Origin of the sequence: Streptococcus sp. A22, from assembly GCF_043674215.1 — a bacterium.
Taxonomy (GTDB): Bacteria; Bacillota; Bacilli; order Lactobacillales; family Streptococcaceae; genus Streptococcus; species Streptococcus suis_V.
The window spans coordinates 65500-84496 of record NZ_JBIMJQ010000005.1 but is presented as its reverse complement, the minus strand read 5'-3'; the positions used below and the strand labels follow the sequence as shown (position 1 = coordinate 84496).

Sequence of the window (18997 nt, the reverse complement as noted above, 5' to 3'; positions counted from 1 at the left end):
CGCTTTTTTATAGATAATAAAAAATAGTTGCGATTAGATTGTTTACCAAGTGCACTGCAATCGGATAAATCAGATAGCCTGTTTTATGATAGAGAGTTGACAAAATGATACCACTCCCCGCATAAATCAACCATGAACCGATGTCCGTTGGTCCATGAAGCAATCCAAAAAGAAGGCTTGAGGCGATAATACCAAACAAAACATAGGAACCAAATAATTTTTTGAAAAAATATCCCCGCAAGATGACTTCTTCTCCAACTGCCGGTAATAAAGCGGTGGTCAGGGTTGCTAGCCAAAACGGGACTCCTTTCAAGGATTCCATAATCAAGGTCTCATTGGCAGTTGTTTCTGCCCCTTGTAGCTCCAATAAAAACAAGCCAAACATATCCATCAACTGCATAACTGCAAAGGCTAGGATGACGAGAGCAATGCCATACCAAGAAAGAATCTTGGAATCCCAGACGGGAAGGCTATTTTTTTCAGCCCGCCACCAGAAAAAGACCACAATTCCCACTGTCGCAACCCCTGTAATCAGCAGAAAAATCTGCGATTTTGACTGCTCCAGGATCAAATCTGGGATGACAAAAATCAATAAAAAACCAAAAGCTCTCAAGATAATCCAAATCTTTCTGCCTATCCATTCCATACCTTGACTTATTTTTTTCACATTTTTCTCCTATTCTTTTTCATATGTTTTACAACCCGCCCGCTCTTCCAGGCTTTTTTGTCTTATAGTTATAAGCGGATCCTTGCTCCGCTAATTCCTTCTAAAAATAGTAAAATGCCACCACCGACCAGGCATTGTTGATAAAATGCACTGCCATGGGATAGATAAGGTAATCTGTCTTGTAGTAGAGGTAAGCCATTAAAAATCCTGGGCTAGCATAAATAATCCATGAACCCAAATCTGTTGGTCCATGCAGGAAAGCAAAAATCAAACCAGATACTACAAATCCCAGAATCTTGTGCTTTTCAAATAGCTTTTTGAATAGATAGCCTCTGACAATGATCTCCTCGGTAATGGCTGCCTGACAGGCTATTCTTACAAAGGCTAACCAAAATGGAATGTTTTCTAATAACTTTGTCAATTCAAGCTCATTGCTGGTTTCTTCAATCCCCTGAAGTTCCATAATGTAATAACCAAGGTGTTTAAACAGCTGAGCTACCGCGAATGTTAAGACAACTAAACCAAGACCTTTCCAAGTTAAAACATTGCTATCCCAAATCTTGATACCATTCTTCTCAGCTCTCCAGTACATAAGGACAAGGATGCCAACGGACAACAAGGCTGCTCCCCACTGAGCCCATTGTGAAGTAGATAGGTCTAATATCGCATCTGGAAGAACAGCTAGCACCATGAAACCAAACACTCTCAGCAAAATCCAAAATTTTTGACCAAGCCATTTCAAACCTTTACTGAATGTTTCCATATCAATCTCCTTTTCTACTCCAGACCATCGAATACATCCAACCTATCATGGATTGTATAGAACATCTATGTATTATTCTAATAAAACAATTTTACAACAATACAATTCTCTTGTCAATAAGAACCTAAAAAAAGTACTAGGTCTTCCTAGTATTTTCTAAAGCGTTGATAGCGGTTTTCAAGTAGTTGGTCAAGTGGCAAGGCTTGTAAGGAAGCCAACTGGCTGACCAGATTTTCCTTGATGTCAGCCAAGACTTCCTTGGTCGCTCTGCCATTTTCCAAAACCACCCGATCGACTACTTGGAGTTTCTCCAACTCGTATGACGTGATCTTCATGAGTTCTGCTGCTTCCATGGCCCGACTGCCGTCTTTCCAGAGGATAGAGGCGAAACCTTCGGGGCTGAGGACGGCGTACATGGAGTTTTCCAGCATCCAGACCTGGTCTGCAACTGCCAGAGCAAGGGCTCCACCAGAGCCTCCCTCGCCGATGATGATGGCGATAATAGGTACCTTGAGGTCGCTCATCTCCATGAGGTTGCGGGCAATGGCCTCACCCTGTCCTCGCTCCTCAGCACCGACACCGGGATAGGCTCCAGCAGTATTGATGAAGGTGACAACGGGGCGACCGAACTTCTCCGCCTGTTTCATGAGGCGAAGGGCCTTGCGGTAGCCTTCTGGGTGGGGCTGACCAAAGTTACGTTTTAGGTTATCTTGAAGGTTCTTGCCCTTTTGGATACCAATAACTGTCACAGGCTGACCTGCTAAAAAGCCAATCCCACCGACAACCGCTCCGTCATCGCGGAAATTCCGATCGCCGTGCAGTTCGATAAAGTCATCAAAGAGTTGTGTGGCATAGTCCAAGGTGGTCAGGCGAGCCTGGTCGCGTGCCAAACGGATCATACGTGCTACATCACTGGTCATCTGACACCTCCATGCATTCTCAGCAAGCGACTGATGGTCGCTGGCAAGTCCTGGCGTTTGACAATAGCATCGACAAAGCCGTGCTCTTGTAAAAATTCAGCCTTCTGGAAATCATCTGGCAGATTTTCACGCACAGTTGACTCTATAACCCGTCGTCCTGCAAAACCAACCAAGGTCTGCGGTTCTGCTAGGATAATATCGCCTTCCATAGCAAAACTAGCCGTCACACCTCCTGTTGTGGGGTCTGTCAAGACCGTCAGGTAAAAGAGGCCAGCATTGGAATGGCGTTTCACGGCTGCAGAAATCTTAGCCATTTGCATCAGGCTCATGATTCCTTCCTGCATGCGAGCACCACCAGATGCGGTAAAGAGGACAACTGGTAAACGCTCTTCAATCGCCAACTCAAAGAGGCGGGTGATTTTTTCACCGACCACCGTGCCCATAGAAGCCATGATAAAGTGCGAATCCATGATGCCAAGGGCAACTGGCTGACCGCCGATGGTCGCCTTGCCTGTCAAAACAGCCTCGTCCAAACCTGTCTTTTGACGGGTGGCTGCTAATTTTTCTAAATAATTGGGGAAGTCCAGCGGATTTGTGGTTTCAATCCCTGTAAACAATTCCTCAAACGAGCCGACATCGACTGTCAAAGCCAGGCGTTCCTGGGCTGTAATCCGAAAATTATAGGAACAGTGTTGACAGGTTTTCTCTAATCCCAAATCCTTCTTGTAGAGGATGACCTTACAAGCTGGACATTTGGAAAAGAGTTCATCTGGCACCTCTGGCTTTGCTTGAGGTGCTGACTCTATCCGCGAACGATTGGGATTGATGCGGATATATTTGTCCTTTTTGCGAAACAAAGCCATAGCATTCTCCTAGTTTACTTTTTTAATTCTTCCTGATAGCGAGGTAAAAATTCTTCCATGAGATAGGCAGTATCGTAGTCACCTGCCACCACTCGCTTGTCGGAAATCAAGTCCAGCTGGAAGTCGGTATTGGTCACCACTCCGTCAATTTCCAATTCGTAGAGGGCTCGCTGCATCTTCATCAGGGCTTCAAAACGATTTTCCCCATGCACGATGACCTTGGCAATCATGGAATCATAGTAAGGCGGAATGGTATAGCCTGGGTAAACAGCTGAGTCTACACGCAGACCGACTCCTCCGCTTGGCAGGTAGAGATTGGAAATCTTACCTGGACTTGGAGCAAAATTGAAGGCTGGATTTTCAGCATTGATGCGGCATTCAATGGCATGACCTGTAATCTTCACATCTTCTTGGCGGACACTGAGTTCCTGACCAGCCGCAATCTTGATTTGCTCCTTGACAATATCCACACCGGTAACAAATTCGGTAACAGGATGTTCCACCTGCACCCGTGTGTTCATTTCCATGAAGTAAAATTCGCCCTTGGCTTCGTCCAAGAGGAACTCAATAGTTCCCGCATTTTCATAGCCAACTGATTGGGTAGCCCGCACTGCTGCTTGACCGATACGGTCCCGCATAGTGTGGCCGATAGCAATCGACGGAGCTTCTTCCAAGACCTTCTGGTTGTTGCGTTGAAGGGAACAATCCCGTTCTCCCAGATGGATGACATGACCGTGCTGGTCCGCCAAAATCTGTACTTCGATGTGGCGGGCTGGATAGACGACACGCTCCATATACATGGCTCCGTTGCCAAAGGCTGCCTTGGCTTCGCTGGAAGCCGATTCAAAGGCAGGCACTAGGTCTTCGGCTTTTTCAACCTTCCGAATCCCCTTACCGCCACCTCCTGCCGATGCTTTGAGCATGACTGGATAACCAATCTTTTCAGCGATTTCAAGGGCTTCTTGGCTGGTCAAAACTTCACCGTCTGATCCTGGAATGACAGGCACTTGAGCCTTAATCATCTCTGCACGTGCATTGATTTTATCGCCCATGGTATCCATGACCGTCCCAGAAGGCCCGATAAATTTGATACCAACCTCTTCACAAAGGGTGGCGAACTTAGAGTTTTCACTCAAAAATCCAAAGCCAGGATGAATGGCCTGGGCACCTGTCACAACAGCCGCCGAGATGACTGCCTGCATATTGAGATAGGAGTCTGTCGAACGGGCTGGGCCGATACAGACAGCCTCATCTGCCAACATGGTGTGGAGAGCTTCCTTGTCCGCCTCTGAATAGACAGCCACGGTCGCAATCCCAAGCTCTCTGGCCGCACGAATAATCCGCACCGCAATCTCACCACGATTGGCAATCAAAATCTTCTCAAACATGATGAATCCTATCTCCTTTAGATACTATTTTCCAATGGCAAAGGTTAATACCCCCGACGCAGCCAGTTTTCCGTCCACCTCTGCCTTTGCTTCAACAACCGCAATGGTTCCACGGCGTTTGACAAATTTAGCTGTCATAATCAACTGGTCACCAGGTACAACTTGCTTCTTAAATTTAACCTTATCCATGCCGGCATAAAAGACCAGCTTGCCCTTGTTTTCTTCCTTGGATAACTCCAAGACACCTGCGGTTTGAGCCAAAGCCTCCATGATGAGAACTCCTGGCATAACAGGATAGTCTGGAAAATGCCCGTTGAAGAAGGGCTCGTTAATGGTCACATTTTTAAGGGCGACAATCTCATCTTCTGATACTTCAAGGACACGATCGACCAGGAGCATAGGGTAGCGATGAGGAAGAGCCTCTTTAATTTTCAAAATATCAATCATTTGATGCGTACCAATCCTTGTCCAAATTCTACAACATCCTGGTTGGCCACCAAAATCTCTGTGACCACACCATCACGATCAGCAGGCACTTCATTCATGACCTTCATGGCTTCGATAATCATGAGGGTCTGCCCCTTTTTGACCGTATCACCAACTGCTACAAAGGCTGGCTTGTCTGGGGCTGGTGACAAATAGGCCACACCAACAAGTGGACTTTCCACTACCGCCCCCTCTGCCGCAAGGGCTGAGCTGGCTTCTACTGGAGCTGGCTCACTGGTTTCAACTGCTGGCACAGGGGCTGGGCTTGCAGGAGCTACTGGAGCAAGCGGAGCTTCTACGATTGGACTTGGAGCCACTGTCGCCTGCTGGTTTTTACTGAAATGCAAGGTTTCCCCAGCATTGCTATATGAAAATTCTCGCAAACTTGACTGGTCAAACTGACTCATCAGGTCCTTAATTTCTGTAATATTCACTTAGGCCTCCCAACGTTTGAAAGCGATGACTGAATTATGCCCACCAAAGCCAAATGTATTTGAAATGGCATGACGGATTTCCATGTCACGACCTTGACCGTAGATGACATCTGCCTCGATGTAATCAGACAACTCCGTCGTACCTGCTGTCTTTGGTGCATGAGAATGACGCATCGCCTCAATAACAGCCGCCGCTTCAACGGCACCAGCTGCACCTAACAAGTGACCAGTGAAGGACTTGGTAGAAGAAACTGGCGTGTTCTTGCCGAAGACAGATACAATAGCTTGGCTTTCTCCTTTTTCATTAGCCGGTGTCGAAGTCCCATGGGCATTGATGTAGTCAATATCAGCTGGCTCTAGACCTGCTTCTGAAATGGCCAACTTCATAGCCTTGATAGCACCCAAACCTTCTGGGTGCGGAGAGGTCATGTGGTGGGCATCGCAGGTATTTCCATAGCCGACGATTTCAGCCAAGATGGTTGCCCCACGCGCCTCTGCATGCTCCAAACTTTCCAAGACCAAGACCGCAGCACCTTCTCCCATTACAAAACCATTGCGGTCCTTGTCAAAAGGAATGGAAGCACGACTTGGATCCTCAGTTGTCGACATAGCTGTCAAAGCCTGGAAGCCACCGATGGCAAAGGGAGTTATAGCCGCTTCTGAACCACCTGCCAACATAACATCTTGGAAGCCAAACTTGATTTCACGGAAGGCTTCACCCAAGGCATCATTTGACGAAGCACAGGCCGTTATGACACACTTGCAGACACCATTGGCACCGACCTGCATGGCAATATTTCCTGCCGCCATGTTTGGCAAAGCCTTCGGAAGTGCCATAGGACGAATCCGTTTTGGACCTTTTTCATTCATCCGAGCAACCTGCTCCTCGATTTCCAAAATCCCACCGATCCCTGTTGACAAGATAACACCGAAACGATCGCTGTCAACTGCTTCTGTATCAAGATTGGCATTGGCTACTGCCTCTTGAGCCGCATAAAGAGCATAGAGGGAGTAGTTGTCGTAGCGGTTAGTATCTTTTTTAACGAAGTATTTGTCGAAAGGAAAATCCTTGATTTCTGCCGCATTATGGACAGTGTATTGGCTAGTGTCAAATTTGGTAATCTTTCCAATACCAATCTTGCCATTGACCAAGCTATCCCAGAATTCTTCTGGCGTATTTCCAATTGGAGATGTCAGACCGTAGCCTGTCACCACTACACGATTTAGTTTTGTCATTTTCAAACCTCTCTTATTGCATGGTCAAACCGCCATCAATGGCAATGACCTGACCTGTCAGATACTCTTGCTTGGCCAAGAACACAGCTACATCCGCTACTTCTTCCGTTAAACCGAAACGTTTCATAGGAATTTGTCCCAACATAGCTTCTTTAATCTTATCAGACAGGACATCTGTCATATCTGACTGGATAAAGCCTGGTGCGATGGCATTGACACGGACATTTCGACCAGCGACTTCACGAGCAATGGATTTTGTAAAGCCGATCACACCTGCCTTAGAAGCGGCATAGTTGGCCTGACCAGCATTCCCTGTCAAACCGACCACACTGGAAAGGTTGATAATAGCCCCTTCACGTGCCTTGGTCATCGGTTTCAAAACAGCCTGGGTCATGTTAAAGGTACCTGTTAGATTGATACTCAAAACGCTCTCGAAATCCTCTTCCGTCATTCGCAAGGCCATACCGTCTTTGGTAATCCCTGCATTATTGACCAAGATATCGACGCTACCGAGAGCCTCAACTGCCTCAGCCACCATCCGTTTGGCATCTGCCGAGCTAGAAATATCTCCTGAAATCGCCACAACTTTAACACCGTAGCTTGAAAAGCTATCCAGCAAGTCCTGCCCCAACTGACCACGACCATTCAGCACCACATTGGCACCAAGACTGGCAAACTTATGGGCAATGGCCAAGCCGATTCCACGACTTGAACCTGTCACAAACACATTTTTATTGGTAAGTTCCATGTTTTCTCCTTATTGGCTAGTCAACAAGCCTTCTAGACTTGCCACATCTTCTACTGTCACCACCTCGGCTGTCTTATCAATTTTCTTGATAAAGCCTGCCAAAACCTTACCTGGACCGATTTCGATAAACTTGGTCACACCAGCCGCCTGCATAGTTGCAATGGACTCATAAAAACGGACAGGTTCCATGACCTGACGGGTCAAGAGGGACTTGATATCCTCTAGTTTCATGACCTTGGCTTCGGTATTGCCAACTAACTCTACTTGGAAGTCTGCAAACTCCACCTCTTCCAGAGCTTGAGCCAATTGCTCCGAAGCTGGACGCAAGAGAGCCGTATGGAAAGGCCCCGATACATTGAGGGGAATCATGCGTTTGACACCCGCCGCTTTCAAGGCTTCCACTGCCTCATCCACAGCAGCCACCTCGCCTCCGATGACGATTTGGGCCGGTGTATTATAGTTGGCTGGGGAAACAATCCCAGAGGTAACTGACGAACAGACTTCTTCGATCAAGCTGACATCTGCATTGAGGACAGCGACCATCTTACCAGTCCCTGCTGGTGCGGCCGTTTCCATAAACTCCCCTCGTTTGGCAATCAAGGCAATGGCTTCTTCAAAGGCCAGAGCACCAGAAGCAACCAAAGCGGCATATTCTCCCAAGGACAAACCAGCCACCATGTCAGGTTTAATCCCTTTTTCTGCCAATAAACGATAAATGGCAAGGGAGGTTGTCAAAATCGCAGGTTGGGTATAGCGGGTCTGGTTGAGCTTATCTTCCTGATGGTCAATCAAGTCCCGCACATCATAGCCCAGAATCTGACTAGCCTGGTCGTAAGTTTCCTTGACAATGGGATAGGTATCATAGAGGTCACGGGCCATACCAAGTGTCTGAGCCCCCTGACCTGCAAATAGAAAGGCTGTTTTTGTCATCTTATTCTCCAACGGAAGCCCAGCGATTCGCCTCTTTACGAATCACCTTGGCAGCTCCAAAATATAAATCTTTCAAAATTTCTTCACAGGTTTCTTCCTTAGTCACCAAGCCAGCAATCTGACCTGCCATGACCGAACCATTGACCACATCACCATCTACAACGGCATTTCGAAGGGCACCTGCACCTAATTCTTCAATGGATTCTGCTGAAATTTTCCCAGCAAGGAAGTCTTTTTCCGCAGCCGCATAGGCTGTCGAAAGCTTGTTCTTAATCGCACGCACCGAGTGACCTACAACGGATGCCGATACTGTTGTGTCAATATCCTTAGCCTTGAGAACTTTTTCCTTGTATGCTTGGTGGGCATTTGACTCCTTGGCAATGACAAAACGTGTTCCCACCTGAATTGCTTCTGCCCCCAACATAAAGGCTGCGGCAGCACCTGCACCGTCTGCGATACCACCTGCTGCGATAACAGGAATGGATACGGCATCCACAACCTGACGAACCAAGGTCATGGTTGTCAATTTACCGATGTGACCACCTGCTTCCATCCCTTCAGCGATGACGGCATCCACTCCTAATTTTTCCATGCGTTTAGCCAAAGCGACACTTGGAACCACTGGAATAACCGTAATACCAGCTGCGTGCAAGCGTTCCATGTATTTTCCAGGGTTGCCCGCACCCGTTGTCACCACCTTGACACCTTCTTCGATAACTAGGTCAACAATGTCATCTGCAAACGGCGATAGGAGCATGATATTGACACCGAAAGGCTTGTCTGTGATGGACTTGACTTTATCAATATTTGCCTTGACAACTTCCTTGGGAGCATTACCCCCACCAATGATGCCTAAACCACCAGCATTTGAAACCGCACCAGCCAAGTCACCGTCAGCCACCCAGGCCATACCACCTTGGAAAATCGGATAATCAATGTTCAATAATTCTGTAATCTTTGTTTTCATAGTTCCCTCAATCTTTATTTGCTTAGCTAATCATTTGAACATCAAACCATTAGCTAAACAAGCGAGGGCAACGCCCTCACTTAATAATTAGTTTGGTGCTCCAATGTTTTGAATATCAAACTATTAACCTAAAGAAAAATGCTCACTAGCACTTTTCTCTTGAAATCTTATTTAGTTTTTTCTTCAACGTAAGCAACCAATTCGCCTACAGTTGTCAATCCTTCTTCTGTGTCGATTTGGATGTCGAATGCATCTTCGATTTCAGAGATTACTTGGAAAAGATCCAATGAATCTGCGTCCAAATCTTCAAAAGTTGTTGTAAGGGTTACTTCTTCAGCATCCTTACCCAATTCTTCAACGATGATTTCTTGTACTTTTTCAAATACTGCCATGATAGTGCTCCTTTTTATAAAAAAATATTTTAATCTTGCCAGAGGCAAGGAATTAACTAAAGTTTCAGTAGTAGCGTACCCCAAGTCAGCCCGCCACCAAAGCCTGCCAGAACGACTGTCTGGCCACTGTCCAACCGCAGACTACCTGCCTCCACACACTCCGAAAGGAGAATAGGAATGCTGGCCGCACTGGTATTGCCATAGTGCATCATATTGGCTGGAAATTTCTCAATACCAAGGCCCAGCTTGCGTGCCATCTTGTCTAAGATTCGACTGTTGGCCTGATGAAGCAAGAAATAGTCCACCTCATCACCAGTCAACCCCTGACTGTCTAGTAGCTCTGCAATGGTCTTGGTCACATCGCGAACAGCAAACTCGAAAATCGCTCTACCGTCCATCTGCAAATAGGGCTGGTTACCTCCCTCTTTCGAGAAGGGAGAATACAGACCCGTCTTGCCAGAGGTTAGACTAAGGCCACGACTGCCGTCCGTTCGATTGATTTCTGCTAGAAAATGTTGCTCCGAACTGGCCTCTAGCAAAACACCACCAGCTCCATCTCCAAACAAAACTGCCGTCCCGCGATCTGTCCAGTCAACTGTCTTGGACAAGACCTCCGCTCCAATCACAATCCCCTTTTGGTAGATACCAGAGGAGATTAGTTTGTCAGCGGTGGACAGGGCGAAAACGAAGCCCGAACATGCTGCGACTAGGTCATAGGCAAATGCCTTCTTCGCACCAATTGTCGCTTGAACGCGAGCTGCTGTTGAGGGCATGGTTGAGTCCGATGTAATAGTTGCGACGATGATAAAGTCAATTTCATCAGCAATTACACCTGACTTGTCTAGCAGGTCTTGGGCAACCCGACTGGCCAAGTCACTGGTGTCCTCATCAAGAGAAATTCGTCTTTGACCAATACCTGTCCGTGAGGAAATCCAATCATCACTGGTATCCATAATCTGAGCTAAATCATCATTGCTCACGATCTGCTTCGGAACATAGTGGGCAACCTGACTGATTTTAGTGAAGGTTCTCATTTCAGATCCTCCAAGAAATTATAGAGTTTGTAGAGCCCTTTTTTCATCACTTGATATTCTGCCTCGTCCATCCCGTCTGTAATCTGCTTGACCATTTCATTATGAAACCGTTGGTGCAAACGATAGACCAGCCGACCTTTCTTGGTCAGATAGAGATGAACAACTCGTCTATCCTTAGTAGATCGGACACGTTCGATATAGCCCTTGCGCTCCAAGTTGTTAAGACTGGTTGTCACCGTTCCAAGCGTGACCATCAAAGCCCGAGCGATATCACTCGGTGTCGCTCCCTTTTTGTCACCAATCTCATCGATGGTGTGCATTTCCTTAATGGATATGTCGTTGAAACGACTCTTGCGGAGGCTGTTTTCCTGAATGACCAGGACATTGTTAAAAATTGCCGTTAGATATTCATTGATTTTTGGATCTTCCAAAACTAGCCTCCTTTACTTTGATAGTCAAAGTATACTCCAGAATATTTTGATTGTCAAATGTTTTTTTGGAAAATACTGATTACCTTCCTGTGAAAACGGGTCTTCTCCGCTCTGCATGGGCACGTACACCTTCCTTGAAATCTTCCTTGAAGGCCAATTCCTCCTGCAACTGCAATTCTAACTTGCGATAGGTTTCCCAGTCCTTGAACTGGCTTTCCCAGACCAGCTGCTTGATGGCGGCGTAAGAGTTAACAGAGCCTCGTAACAGTTTTTTGATGACCTGAGCGACTGTTTTTTCCAGCTTTTCAGGTTCGGACAATTTGTAAACGATGCCATAGTCCAGGGCCTTATCAGCAGACAAGCCTTGGCCTGTCATGGCTAATTGGCTAGCCCGATTGGCACCAATTGCCCGACTGAGGAGAAAGAGCCCGCCGGCATCAGGTGCCAGACCCACTCCGACAAAGGCCTGGATAAATTTTGTTTTAGTAGAGGCAATCACGAAATCTGCTGCTACTGACATGTTGGCCGCCGCACCAGCGACAGCTCCATCGGTCACCATGATGACAATCTTTGGCAATTTCTTGATAGCGAATGAGATATCATTGACCAGCTCTGCTATTTTTACAAGAGAAGGAATATCATCCTCATCCACTGCCCGCTTCATCTCGACCAAGTCGCCACCGACCGAGAAAACAGAGCCCTGGGCCTGAATTTGCAGGATTTTCACAGTAGCATCTCGATCAACTGCGTCAATCGCTGCCAAAATTTCCTCACACATGGGAATGTTAAAGCCATTGGCCACATCTGGACGATTGAGGGTCAGAAGTGCTATTCCGTCCCGAACATCATAGGTAATTGTTTGATAGGTCATCGCCTGCTCCACTTCATTTGAAGATGAAATAGTTTGAAAAGCAAACCACATCTTTCTTGTTATCCATTCTAGCACAGAAAATCATTTTGTCACGTCCTTACCAGAAAAGAAGTGTGACATCGGAAAAAGGCTGGCTCTCGCCAACCCTCTTACATCTTGTACAATTCTCTCAATCCTTGGCTCAAATTGTCCACCAAGCGATCTGCTTGACTCTGGTCAATGCCATAATGCTGGTCTCGGATGGCCCAGACCGTCAAGCCTGCTGCTTTTGCTGCCGCGATGCCTTTTGCGCTGTCTTCAAAGACCACAATCTCTGATTTGTCCACCCCAGTCGCCTGGGCTGCGAGATTGTAGACATCCGGAGCTGGCTTGGGCGCTCCGCATTCCATGGCTGAAAAGACCTGTTTAAAATAAGGTCTAATTCCAGCTTCTTCCAAGGCACGTTCGATTTCTTCCCTGTCCGTATTGGAGGCCAATACCAGAGGCAAGCTCTTGTCTGTCAAAGCCTGCAAGACTTGTTTGACATCAGGAAAAAGCCGCTGACCATAGGGTGTCGGCCGGTTTTCCTTATATATACGGTACTCCTTTTCCAAGGCAGGCACATCCCACTTGTCAAAGTCATTCGCCAAAATCCAACGCCACATTTGACTGGCCCTGCCACCCACAAAAATACTTGGGTCCAGGTGATCAACCGACAGTCCCTTGGTCGCTAAAAAATCGATGCGTCTCTGGAAATAAAAGGTCTCTGTATCAAACAGGACTCCATCCATATCAAAAATAATTGCTTTTGCCATGCTTTCTCCTCTTTCCTCCAGTTTACCACAATTCCCAGAAAGTTTCATAAATGTAATTTTCAATAAATTCTGAAAATTTCCCAGAAAATACTGACAAAGCCCCCATCTTCTGCTATAATAGTAAAAAATATCTGAGGAGATTCTTATGAAAGTAACCAAATTTGGAGGTAGCTCGCTCGCGTCTGCCAGCCAATTAGAAAAAGTATTTAGCATCGTTCAATCGGACCCTGAGCGCCGTTTTGTTGTCGTATCAGCACCAGGTAAACGCAATGCCGAAGATACGAAAGTGACAGACGCTCTGATTAAATACTACAAGGAATATACAAGCGGCAAGGATGTGACAGCCAGCCAAGAATGGATTATCAATCGTTACCAGGCTATGGTTGACGAGCTTGGTTTTATAGCTAAAAGCATGGCGAAGATTGCTGACAGCATCAAGGCTCTGGCGACCCTGCCGATTGAAAATAATGAATTTCTTTACGACGCATTCCTAGCGGCCGGCGAGGACAACAATGCCAAGCTGATTGCAGAATATTTTACCCAAAAAGGACTGCCTGCCCGCTATGTCCACCCTAAGAAAGCTGGTATCATTGTCAGCTCAGAACCTGGAAATGCCCGTATCCTACCGTCTAGCTATGATAAGATTGAAGAATTGCGCGATGCGGATGAGGTCTTGATTATCCCTGGCTTTTTCGGTGTGACCATCGACAATCAAATCTGTACCTTCTCCCGTGGTGGTTCGGACATTACAGGCTCTATCGTAGCGGCCGGTGTCAAAGCCGACCTCTACGAGAACTTTACCGATGTTGACGGCATTTTTGCTGCCCATCCTGGTATCATCAAAAATCCACATTCTATCAAGGAATTAACTTACCGTGAGATGCGTGAATTGGCCTATGCAGGTTTCTCCGTCCTTCATGACGAAGCCCTCCTACCTGCCTACCGTGGACGTATTCCTTTGGTTATCAAAAACACGAATAACCCTAGCCACCCAGGCACCCAAATCGTCCTGGAGCATACTGACCAGACCCTGCCTGTTGTCGGAATTGCAGCAGATGATGATTTCACAAGTATCAACATTTCCAAGTACCTGATGAACCGTGAAGTTGGTTTTGGTCGCAAGGTCCTACAAATTTTAGAAGACTTGAATATTCGTTTCGAGCACATGCCGACTGGTATCGACGACCTGTCCATCGTACTCCGTGGCCGCGAATTGACCCCTATCAAGGAAGCTGAAATCCTTCGCCAGCTCAAAACGCAGCTGGAGGTTGATAAGGCTGAAATCGAGCGTGGCCTATCCACCATCATGATTGTTGGTGAGAACATGAAGAGCCATGTCGGTGTAACAGCCACAGCAACGACTGCCCTATCTAACCAGAATGTCAACCTGGCCATGATTTCACAAGGTGCCAGCGAAGTTTCTGTCATGTTTGTTGTCAAAACAGAACAAAAAGAGCAGGCCCTACAGGCACTTTACACAGCATTTTTTGAGGGTAAATAAGAATTTTTTCAGTTCCATACTGGACATACAAATGAAACAGATAGTGTATGAATCAAATTTATTTTAGTCACCGCAAGGATTCTACCTAATCCCTCTCACATCATCCCACAAAAATAAGCTCTCACCTAAACGGTTTGAGCTTATTTTTTATCTACGATATTGGGCCAAGAAGCGGGTCATTTTTTCTTGGATTTCTGCTAGTTCGTCTACACGTGGAAGGTAGACAATACGGAAGTGGTCTGGATCCTTCCAGTTAAATCCACGACCATGGACCAAGAGAACCTTTTCTTGCTTGAGGAAGTCCAACACAAACTGCTCGTCATCATCAATCCGGTACATTTCACGATCAATTTTCGGGAAGATATAGAGGCCTGCCTTAGGCTTGATAGCTGAAAGCCCTGGAATATCTTGGATAGCCTTGGTGATGAATTCTCTCTGCTCATAAAGTCGGCCACCAGGTATCAACAATTCATCGACTGATTGGTAGCCTCCAAGCGAAGTTTGGACAACTTGCTGAGCCAGGACATTGGAACAGAGCCGCATGTTGGACAACATATTGAGCCCCTCGATATAGCCTTTCACATGCTTTTTAGGACCTGATAGGACCATCCAGCCCACACGGAAGCCACAGATACGATGGGATTTGGACAGACCATTCATAGTCACGACAAAAACATCTGGGGCCAATGAAGCAATTGGGATATGGACTGCGCCGTCAAAAACCATGCGGTCATAGATTTCATCCGAGAAAATGATGAGCTCATGCTGGCGGGCAATCTCTACAATCTCCAACAATAATTCTTTAGGATAAAGAGCACCTGTTGGGTTATTGGGGTTAATCAGGACAATCGCCTTGGTGCGGCTGGTGATTTTTGAACGAATATCATCCAAATCTGGATACCAATCTGCCCCCTCGTCACAGAGATAATGGACCGCATCGCCACCTGCCAGGCTAACTGCCGCTGTCCAAAGTGGATAGTCGGGCATTGGCACCAGGACCTGGTCTCCATTGTCTAGCAAGCCCTGCATAGACATGGTAATCAGTTCACTAACTCCATTTCCGATGTAAATGTCATCGATGTCAACATTTGGAAACTTCTTGACCTGGCAATACTGCATGATGGCCTTACGGGCAGAAAAAATCCCCTTACTGTCGGAATAGCCTTCTGATTTACGGGCATTGTGAATCAAGTCGTGAATAACCTCATCTGGCGCCGTAAAACCAAATTCAGCTGGATTTCCTGTGTTCAAGCGGAGAATCTTCTCACCATTTGCCCGCATGCGCATAGCTTCCTCCAAGACTGGACCACGGATATCGTATGCAACATGTTCGAGCTTTGTTGACTTTTCAAATTGTCTCATAACTATACCTCCTCAACTTTCTTGAGTCTATGAATACTACTATCATAATGGAATTTGGTCATTTTAGCAATCATTTTCATAGTAAATCTATCACTAAATGTTATAAATCGCAGGAAATGTAGGGAAATGATACTACTAGAATGACATGAACACTCTATCTGTCTCTGGACACTGCAATCTGACTATCATTACGGTTGCTTATATTATTTTTCTCCATCTATCAATAAATACTTTACATTTTTTGCAAAATACCTTATAATATAAATGTATAATATTCCCTTACAAAAATTGTCTAAAAGGAGGTAAGGATCATGTCACAAACCTATCAATCTATTTTAGTTGCTGTTGATGGTTCAACAAATGCCGAAGTTGCTTTGCAAAAAGCCATTCAAGTTGCTAAGCGCAATCAGGCAAAAATGACCATTGCCCATGTCATCGACACCAGAGCCCTACATAATGTCGTAGCTTTTGACGCATCCATCTACGAATCTCTTGAAAAAGAGGCCGAAACTCTTTTAGGAAATTATAAAAAGTGGGCTACCGATGCAGGCTTGACAGACATTGCCACTATCGTTGAGTTTGGCAATCCCAAGACCTTACTCTCCACAAACATTCCACAAGAGGCTGGTGCCGATTTGATGCTACTGGGAGCGACTGGTCTCAACACCTTCGAGCGACTGCTCATCGGCTCTTCTTCTGAATACATCATGCGCCACACAGACATTGACATCTTGATTGTGCGCAATCCAGAAAAAAGTCTATAAACATCTAGATAAATTGAAAGGCAGAGAATCGCATTAGGATTTTCTGCCTTTTTGTCTGTCTAGTTCGTCTTGAATTTTCCCTTCTGGTGCAAAACGCTCCTCCCAGCCCTCTGGCTTCAATATTTTGTGGGAAACAGGGTCGTAATGGGCCTTACCATCCGGAAAAAGCTTACCCATATTAGCCTGGTGGACAATATCGAAAATGGGTTTGGGGTCAACTCCTACCAAAACAAAGGAACCGTAAGTAAAATAGAGCAAGTCCATCAGGGCATCGACCTGACCAACCAAGGAGAGACCTGGACTGCCTTTACTGGTAACTTTTGCCACTGCCTTGTCGAGTTGCTGGTGCAGGCCCTGGACCTTACGGTCAAAATCTGCCTGGTCCGATGAGGCTGCCTGTAAAAATTCGACCAGCTCCTCCAACTTGAAACTAGCCCTGTAAAAGGCCGTATTCCCATCAAATGCCTGGGGAATTTCCTGAAGTGTGCCATCCATAGCCTTGTGAAAGTCACGAACAGCATTAACATTGGCATCCTTACTAGTCAACATTCTTCTCCTCCACGAGACCAAAGTGCACCAAGGCCTTATAAATACCATCCTTATTATTGGTATCTGTCACATAGGTCGCCGTCCCTTTGGCCTGTTGGGTAGCATTTCCCATGGCAATGGCATACTGAACACCGGCTAACATTTCCAAATCATTGTTTGAATCCCCAAAAACCATCACTTCTTCCGTATTAAAGCCATAGATTTCTCCCAATTTTTGGATGCCTTGCAGTTTGGAATTGCCCTTGCTGATGACATCTGCCGCATAGGCACTGGACCTGGTAAAACCAAGAGTTGGGAATTGAAGGGCCAGGCGCTGGGTCACTGACTCAGTAGCCAACAATAAGACTTGATAAACCGGTTGATCCAGATAGGAACGAATCTTGTCTGTGTCCTTAGGACGGAATTTGCGAACCAGGCGGTTAATCAGGAAGTTGATGCCACTAGCCCAGGAGATCGGTATCATGCGTGTCAATCTGTAGACCAGGTGACCAGTGCCTACGTTCATAATACCACTGCCTACAACTCCTGTCCCCAGCCCAAGTGAGTAGTCCCACTGATTGCTCTCCACCAACTCAAGAAAGGTCTCCAATGTTCCCCTATCCAAGGCTTGGGCAAAGTGGACTTGGTCTCTTGAAAAAATATATTGGCCATTGTAGGTGATGGCCAGATCCAGCGATAGGCCGGCCATGTATTTCAGGACAAAGTTGGGGTCTCTGCCTGTTGCCAAGCCCACGAAAATGCCATTTTTCTTGAGGGCATTGATGGCCTGGATGGTGGATTTGCTGACTGTTCGATTATCGGTCAGAAGGGTTCCGTCAATATCAAAAAACACTGCCTTTACCGCCATCTAGCTCACCTACTTCCCTGGAATTATGTTACAATTAGTATATCACAGATTTGAAAGAAACTGAAAACTTATGAAAAAAATTCTGGCCCTCCACACTGGAGGAACCATTTCTATGCAGACCGACAATCAGGGGAGCGTCTCTTCTAGTTCCCACAATCCTATGGCCAGTCTTTCTACTCCCTTGGACACTATTCAGGTAGTGTCTGTTGATTTTTTGAACCTGCCAAGTCCCCATATTCGATTGGAACACATGATGGCGCTCTACCAAGAAATCAAGCGACAGGCGGATGAATTTGACGGCTTTGCCATCACTCATGGCACCGATACCTTGGAAGAGACAGCCTATTTCTTGGATACCATGGCCATTCCTCAAAAGCCGATTGTTATCACAGGGGCCATGCGCTCCTCCAATGATTTGGGTAGTGATGGTGTCTATAATTATCTGACAGCCCTGCGTGTCGCCTCAGATGAAAAGGCGGCAGATAAGGGGGTTTTGCTGGTCATGAACGATGAAATCCATGCCGCAAAATATGTGACCAAGACCCATACGACAAATGTTTCTACTTTCCAGACTCCGACCCACGGTCCTCTGGGGCTTGTAACCAAACGGGAAATCCTCTTTTTCAAAACTGCTGAGCCACGTGTTCGCTTTGATTTATCAGAAATTGCAGGAACCATTCCTATCATCAAAGCTTATGCAGATATGGAGACCATTCTCCTTGATTCTCTAGACCCTGGTAAACTTTCCGGTCTTGTGATTGAGGCCCTGGGAGCTGGAAATCTGCCTCCATCTATCTTGCCAGCAATCCACCGCTTGCTGGCAGCAGGAATTCCGATTGTGCTGGTTTCTCGTTGCTTTAACGGTATTGCCGAGCCTGTCTACGCCTACCAGGGAGGCGGTATCCAACTAGAGCAAGAAGGTATCCTCTTTGTCAAGGAGCTGAATGCTCAAAAAGCCAGAATCAAGCTCTTGATTGCCTTAAATGCAGGTCTGAAGGATCAGGAATTGGCTGACTATATACAGGGATAACACTTGTCTTACGGACCAAT

Annotated in this window: 20 protein-coding genes and 1 pseudogene; 3 read left to right on the top strand and 18 right to left on the bottom strand. The window is 46.3% G+C overall.

What is annotated here, in order from left to right:
- Positions 1–7: 7 nt before the first annotated feature.
- From ACHBHN_RS03280 to ACHBHN_RS03205, 16 genes are all read right to left on the bottom strand, one after another.
- Entirely contained in the window at positions 8–667 is a 660-nt protein-coding gene (locus ACHBHN_RS03280; RefSeq protein ID WP_394733612.1) for a CPBP family intramembrane glutamic endopeptidase, read from the bottom strand.
- A gap of 100 nt (positions 668–767) precedes the next feature.
- Entirely contained in the window at positions 768–1430 is a 663-nt protein-coding gene (locus tag ACHBHN_RS03275; protein ID WP_394733611.1) for a CPBP family intramembrane glutamic endopeptidase, read from the bottom strand.
- Positions 1431–1576: 146 nt separating this feature from the next.
- A complete protein-coding gene (locus ACHBHN_RS03270) occupies positions 1577–2350 on the bottom strand; it encodes an acetyl-CoA carboxylase carboxyl transferase subunit alpha (RefSeq protein WP_172022446.1) in 774 nt (257 codons plus the stop codon).
- Positions 2347–3213 (bottom strand): acetyl-CoA carboxylase, carboxyltransferase subunit beta, encoded by an 867-nt coding sequence (gene accD, locus ACHBHN_RS03265; RefSeq protein ID WP_394733024.1) that lies wholly within the window; start codon positions 3211–3213, stop codon positions 2347–2349. Before accD ends, ACHBHN_RS03270 begins: the two co-directional genes overlap by 4 nt.
- Positions 3214–3227: 14 nt before the next feature.
- Positions 3228–4601: an acetyl-CoA carboxylase biotin carboxylase subunit gene (locus tag ACHBHN_RS03260; protein WP_394733025.1), complete on the bottom strand. Its 1374-nt coding sequence runs from the start codon at positions 4599–4601 to the stop codon at positions 3228–3230.
- 24 nt (positions 4602–4625) lie between these two features.
- On the bottom strand, positions 4626–5048 hold the full coding sequence (gene fabZ / locus ACHBHN_RS03255) for a 3-hydroxyacyl-ACP dehydratase FabZ (RefSeq protein ID WP_024378919.1): 423 nt from the start codon (positions 5046–5048) through the stop codon (positions 4626–4628).
- A complete protein-coding gene (gene accB / locus ACHBHN_RS03250; protein ID WP_105122938.1) occupies positions 5045–5521 on the bottom strand; it encodes an acetyl-CoA carboxylase biotin carboxyl carrier protein in 477 nt (158 codons plus the stop codon). The genes fabZ and accB overlap by 4 nt, the downstream gene beginning before the upstream one ends.
- Complete coding sequence (gene fabF, locus ACHBHN_RS03245) at positions 5522–6757, bottom strand: beta-ketoacyl-ACP synthase II (protein ID WP_105111574.1); 1236 nt, start codon at positions 6755–6757, stop codon at positions 5522–5524. It lies immediately after the preceding gene.
- Positions 6758–6770: 13 nt separating this feature from the next.
- Positions 6771–7505 carry a 3-oxoacyl-[acyl-carrier-protein] reductase gene (gene fabG, locus ACHBHN_RS03240; RefSeq protein ID WP_277939635.1) on the bottom strand — a complete coding sequence of 245 codons (735 nt, stop codon included), beginning with the start codon at positions 7503–7505 and terminating at the stop codon, positions 6771–6773.
- 9 nt (positions 7506–7514) lie between these two features.
- Positions 7515–8435 (bottom strand): ACP S-malonyltransferase, encoded by a 921-nt coding sequence (fabD, locus tag ACHBHN_RS03235; RefSeq protein WP_394733026.1) that lies wholly within the window; start codon positions 8433–8435, stop codon positions 7515–7517.
- A 1-nt stretch (position 8436) separates the two neighbouring features.
- Positions 8437–9402 carry an enoyl-[acyl-carrier-protein] reductase FabK gene (gene fabK, locus ACHBHN_RS03230; RefSeq protein ID WP_394733027.1) on the bottom strand — a complete coding sequence of 322 codons (966 nt, stop codon included), beginning with the start codon at positions 9400–9402 and terminating at the stop codon, positions 8437–8439.
- A gap of 167 nt (positions 9403–9569) precedes the next feature.
- Positions 9570–9794, bottom strand: coding sequence for an acyl carrier protein (locus tag ACHBHN_RS03225; RefSeq protein ID WP_105118537.1), 225 nt, complete (start codon positions 9792–9794; stop codon positions 9570–9572).
- A gap of 56 nt (positions 9795–9850) precedes the next feature.
- Positions 9851–10828: a beta-ketoacyl-ACP synthase 3 gene (locus tag ACHBHN_RS03220; RefSeq protein ID WP_172068193.1), complete on the bottom strand. Its 978-nt coding sequence runs from the start codon at positions 10826–10828 to the stop codon at positions 9851–9853.
- Positions 10825–11259, bottom strand: a complete 435-nt coding sequence (locus tag ACHBHN_RS03215; protein WP_158455729.1) for a MarR family winged helix-turn-helix transcriptional regulator — start codon at positions 11257–11259, stop codon at positions 10825–10827. Before ACHBHN_RS03215 ends, ACHBHN_RS03220 begins: the two co-directional genes overlap by 4 nt.
- A gap of 79 nt (positions 11260–11338) precedes the next feature.
- On the bottom strand, positions 11339–12130 hold the full coding sequence (locus tag ACHBHN_RS03210; protein ID WP_394733042.1) for an enoyl-CoA hydratase: 792 nt from the start codon (positions 12128–12130) through the stop codon (positions 11339–11341).
- A gap of 149 nt (positions 12131–12279) precedes the next feature.
- Entirely contained in the window at positions 12280–12924 is a 645-nt protein-coding gene (locus ACHBHN_RS03205; RefSeq protein WP_394733610.1) for an HAD family hydrolase, read from the bottom strand.
- Between the two features lie 145 nt (positions 12925–13069).
- Here ACHBHN_RS03205 and ACHBHN_RS03200 point away from each other — a divergent pair, with 145 nt between their 5' ends.
- Positions 13070–14425, top strand: coding sequence for an aspartate kinase (locus ACHBHN_RS03200; RefSeq protein WP_172009884.1), 1356 nt, complete (start codon positions 13070–13072; stop codon positions 14423–14425).
- 147 nt (positions 14426–14572) lie between these two features.
- On the opposite strand, the gene ACHBHN_RS03195 is transcribed toward ACHBHN_RS03200, so the two are convergent.
- Positions 14573–15787: a pyridoxal phosphate-dependent aminotransferase gene (locus ACHBHN_RS03195; protein WP_105122930.1), complete on the bottom strand. Its 1215-nt coding sequence runs from the start codon at positions 15785–15787 to the stop codon at positions 14573–14575.
- A gap of 311 nt (positions 15788–16098) precedes the next feature.
- Between ACHBHN_RS03195 and ACHBHN_RS03190 the strand changes: the two genes are divergently transcribed.
- Complete coding sequence (locus ACHBHN_RS03190; RefSeq protein ID WP_257104870.1) at positions 16099–16551, top strand: universal stress protein; 453 nt, start codon at positions 16099–16101, stop codon at positions 16549–16551.
- Positions 16552–16584: 33 nt separating this feature from the next.
- Here ACHBHN_RS03190 and ACHBHN_RS03185 read toward each other — a convergent pair.
- Positions 16585–17947: pseudogene (locus tag ACHBHN_RS03185) on the bottom strand (Cof-type HAD-IIB family hydrolase).
- 70 nt (positions 17948–18017) lie between these two features.
- Between ACHBHN_RS03185 and ACHBHN_RS03180 the strand changes: the two are divergent.
- Positions 18018–18977 carry an asparaginase gene (locus tag ACHBHN_RS03180; protein ID WP_394733609.1) on the top strand — a complete coding sequence of 320 codons (960 nt, stop codon included), beginning with the start codon at positions 18018–18020 and terminating at the stop codon, positions 18975–18977.
- Positions 18978–18997: the final 20 nt, after the last annotated feature.

What these genes read in the sequence shown, in the direction of transcription:
- ACHBHN_RS03275 (WP_394733611.1), bottom strand. Translation starts at nt 1,430, where the DNA reads ATGGAAACATTCAGTAAAGGTTTGAAATGGCTTGGTCAAAAATTTTGG.
- ACHBHN_RS03270 (WP_172022446.1), bottom strand. Translation starts at nt 2,350, where the DNA reads ATGACCAGTGATGTAGCACGTATGATCCGTTTGGCACGCGACCAGGCT.
- accD (WP_394733024.1), bottom strand. Translation starts at nt 3,213, where the DNA reads ATGGCTTTGTTTCGCAAAAAGGACAAATATATCCGCATCAATCCCAAT.
- ACHBHN_RS03260 (WP_394733025.1), bottom strand. Translation starts at nt 4,601, where the DNA reads ATGTTTGAGAAGATTTTGATTGCCAATCGTGGTGAGATTGCGGTGCGG.
- fabZ (WP_024378919.1), bottom strand. Translation starts at nt 5,048, where the DNA reads ATGATTGATATTTTGAAAATTAAAGAGGCTCTTCCTCATCGCTACCCT.
- fabF (WP_105111574.1), bottom strand. Translation starts at nt 6,757, where the DNA reads ATGACAAAACTAAATCGTGTAGTGGTGACAGGCTACGGTCTGACATCT.
- fabG (WP_277939635.1), bottom strand. Translation starts at nt 7,505, where the DNA reads ATGGAACTTACCAATAAAAATGTGTTTGTGACAGGTTCAAGTCGTGGA.
- fabD (WP_394733026.1), bottom strand. Translation starts at nt 8,435, where the DNA reads ATGACAAAAACAGCCTTTCTATTTGCAGGTCAGGGGGCTCAGACACTT.
- fabK (WP_394733027.1), bottom strand. Translation starts at nt 9,402, where the DNA reads ATGAAAACAAAGATTACAGAATTATTGAACATTGATTATCCGATTTTC.
- ACHBHN_RS03225 (WP_105118537.1), bottom strand. Translation starts at nt 9,794, where the DNA reads ATGGCAGTATTTGAAAAAGTACAAGAAATCATCGTTGAAGAATTGGGT.
- ACHBHN_RS03220 (WP_172068193.1), bottom strand. Translation starts at nt 10,828, where the DNA reads ATGAGAACCTTCACTAAAATCAGTCAGGTTGCCCACTATGTTCCGAAG.
- ACHBHN_RS03210 (WP_394733042.1), bottom strand. Translation starts at nt 12,130, where the DNA reads ATGACCTATCAAACAATTACCTATGATGTTCGGGACGGAATAGCACTT.
- ACHBHN_RS03205 (WP_394733610.1), bottom strand. Translation starts at nt 12,924, where the DNA reads ATGGCAAAAGCAATTATTTTTGATATGGATGGAGTCCTGTTTGATACA.
- ACHBHN_RS03200 (WP_172009884.1), top strand. Translation starts at nt 13,070, where the DNA reads ATGAAAGTAACCAAATTTGGAGGTAGCTCGCTCGCGTCTGCCAGCCAA.
- ACHBHN_RS03195 (WP_105122930.1), bottom strand. Translation starts at nt 15,787, where the DNA reads ATGAGACAATTTGAAAAGTCAACAAAGCTCGAACATGTTGCATACGAT.
- ACHBHN_RS03190 (WP_257104870.1), top strand. Translation starts at nt 16,099, where the DNA reads ATGTCACAAACCTATCAATCTATTTTAGTTGCTGTTGATGGTTCAACA.
- ACHBHN_RS03180 (WP_394733609.1), top strand. Translation starts at nt 18,018, where the DNA reads ATGAAAAAAATTCTGGCCCTCCACACTGGAGGAACCATTTCTATGCAG.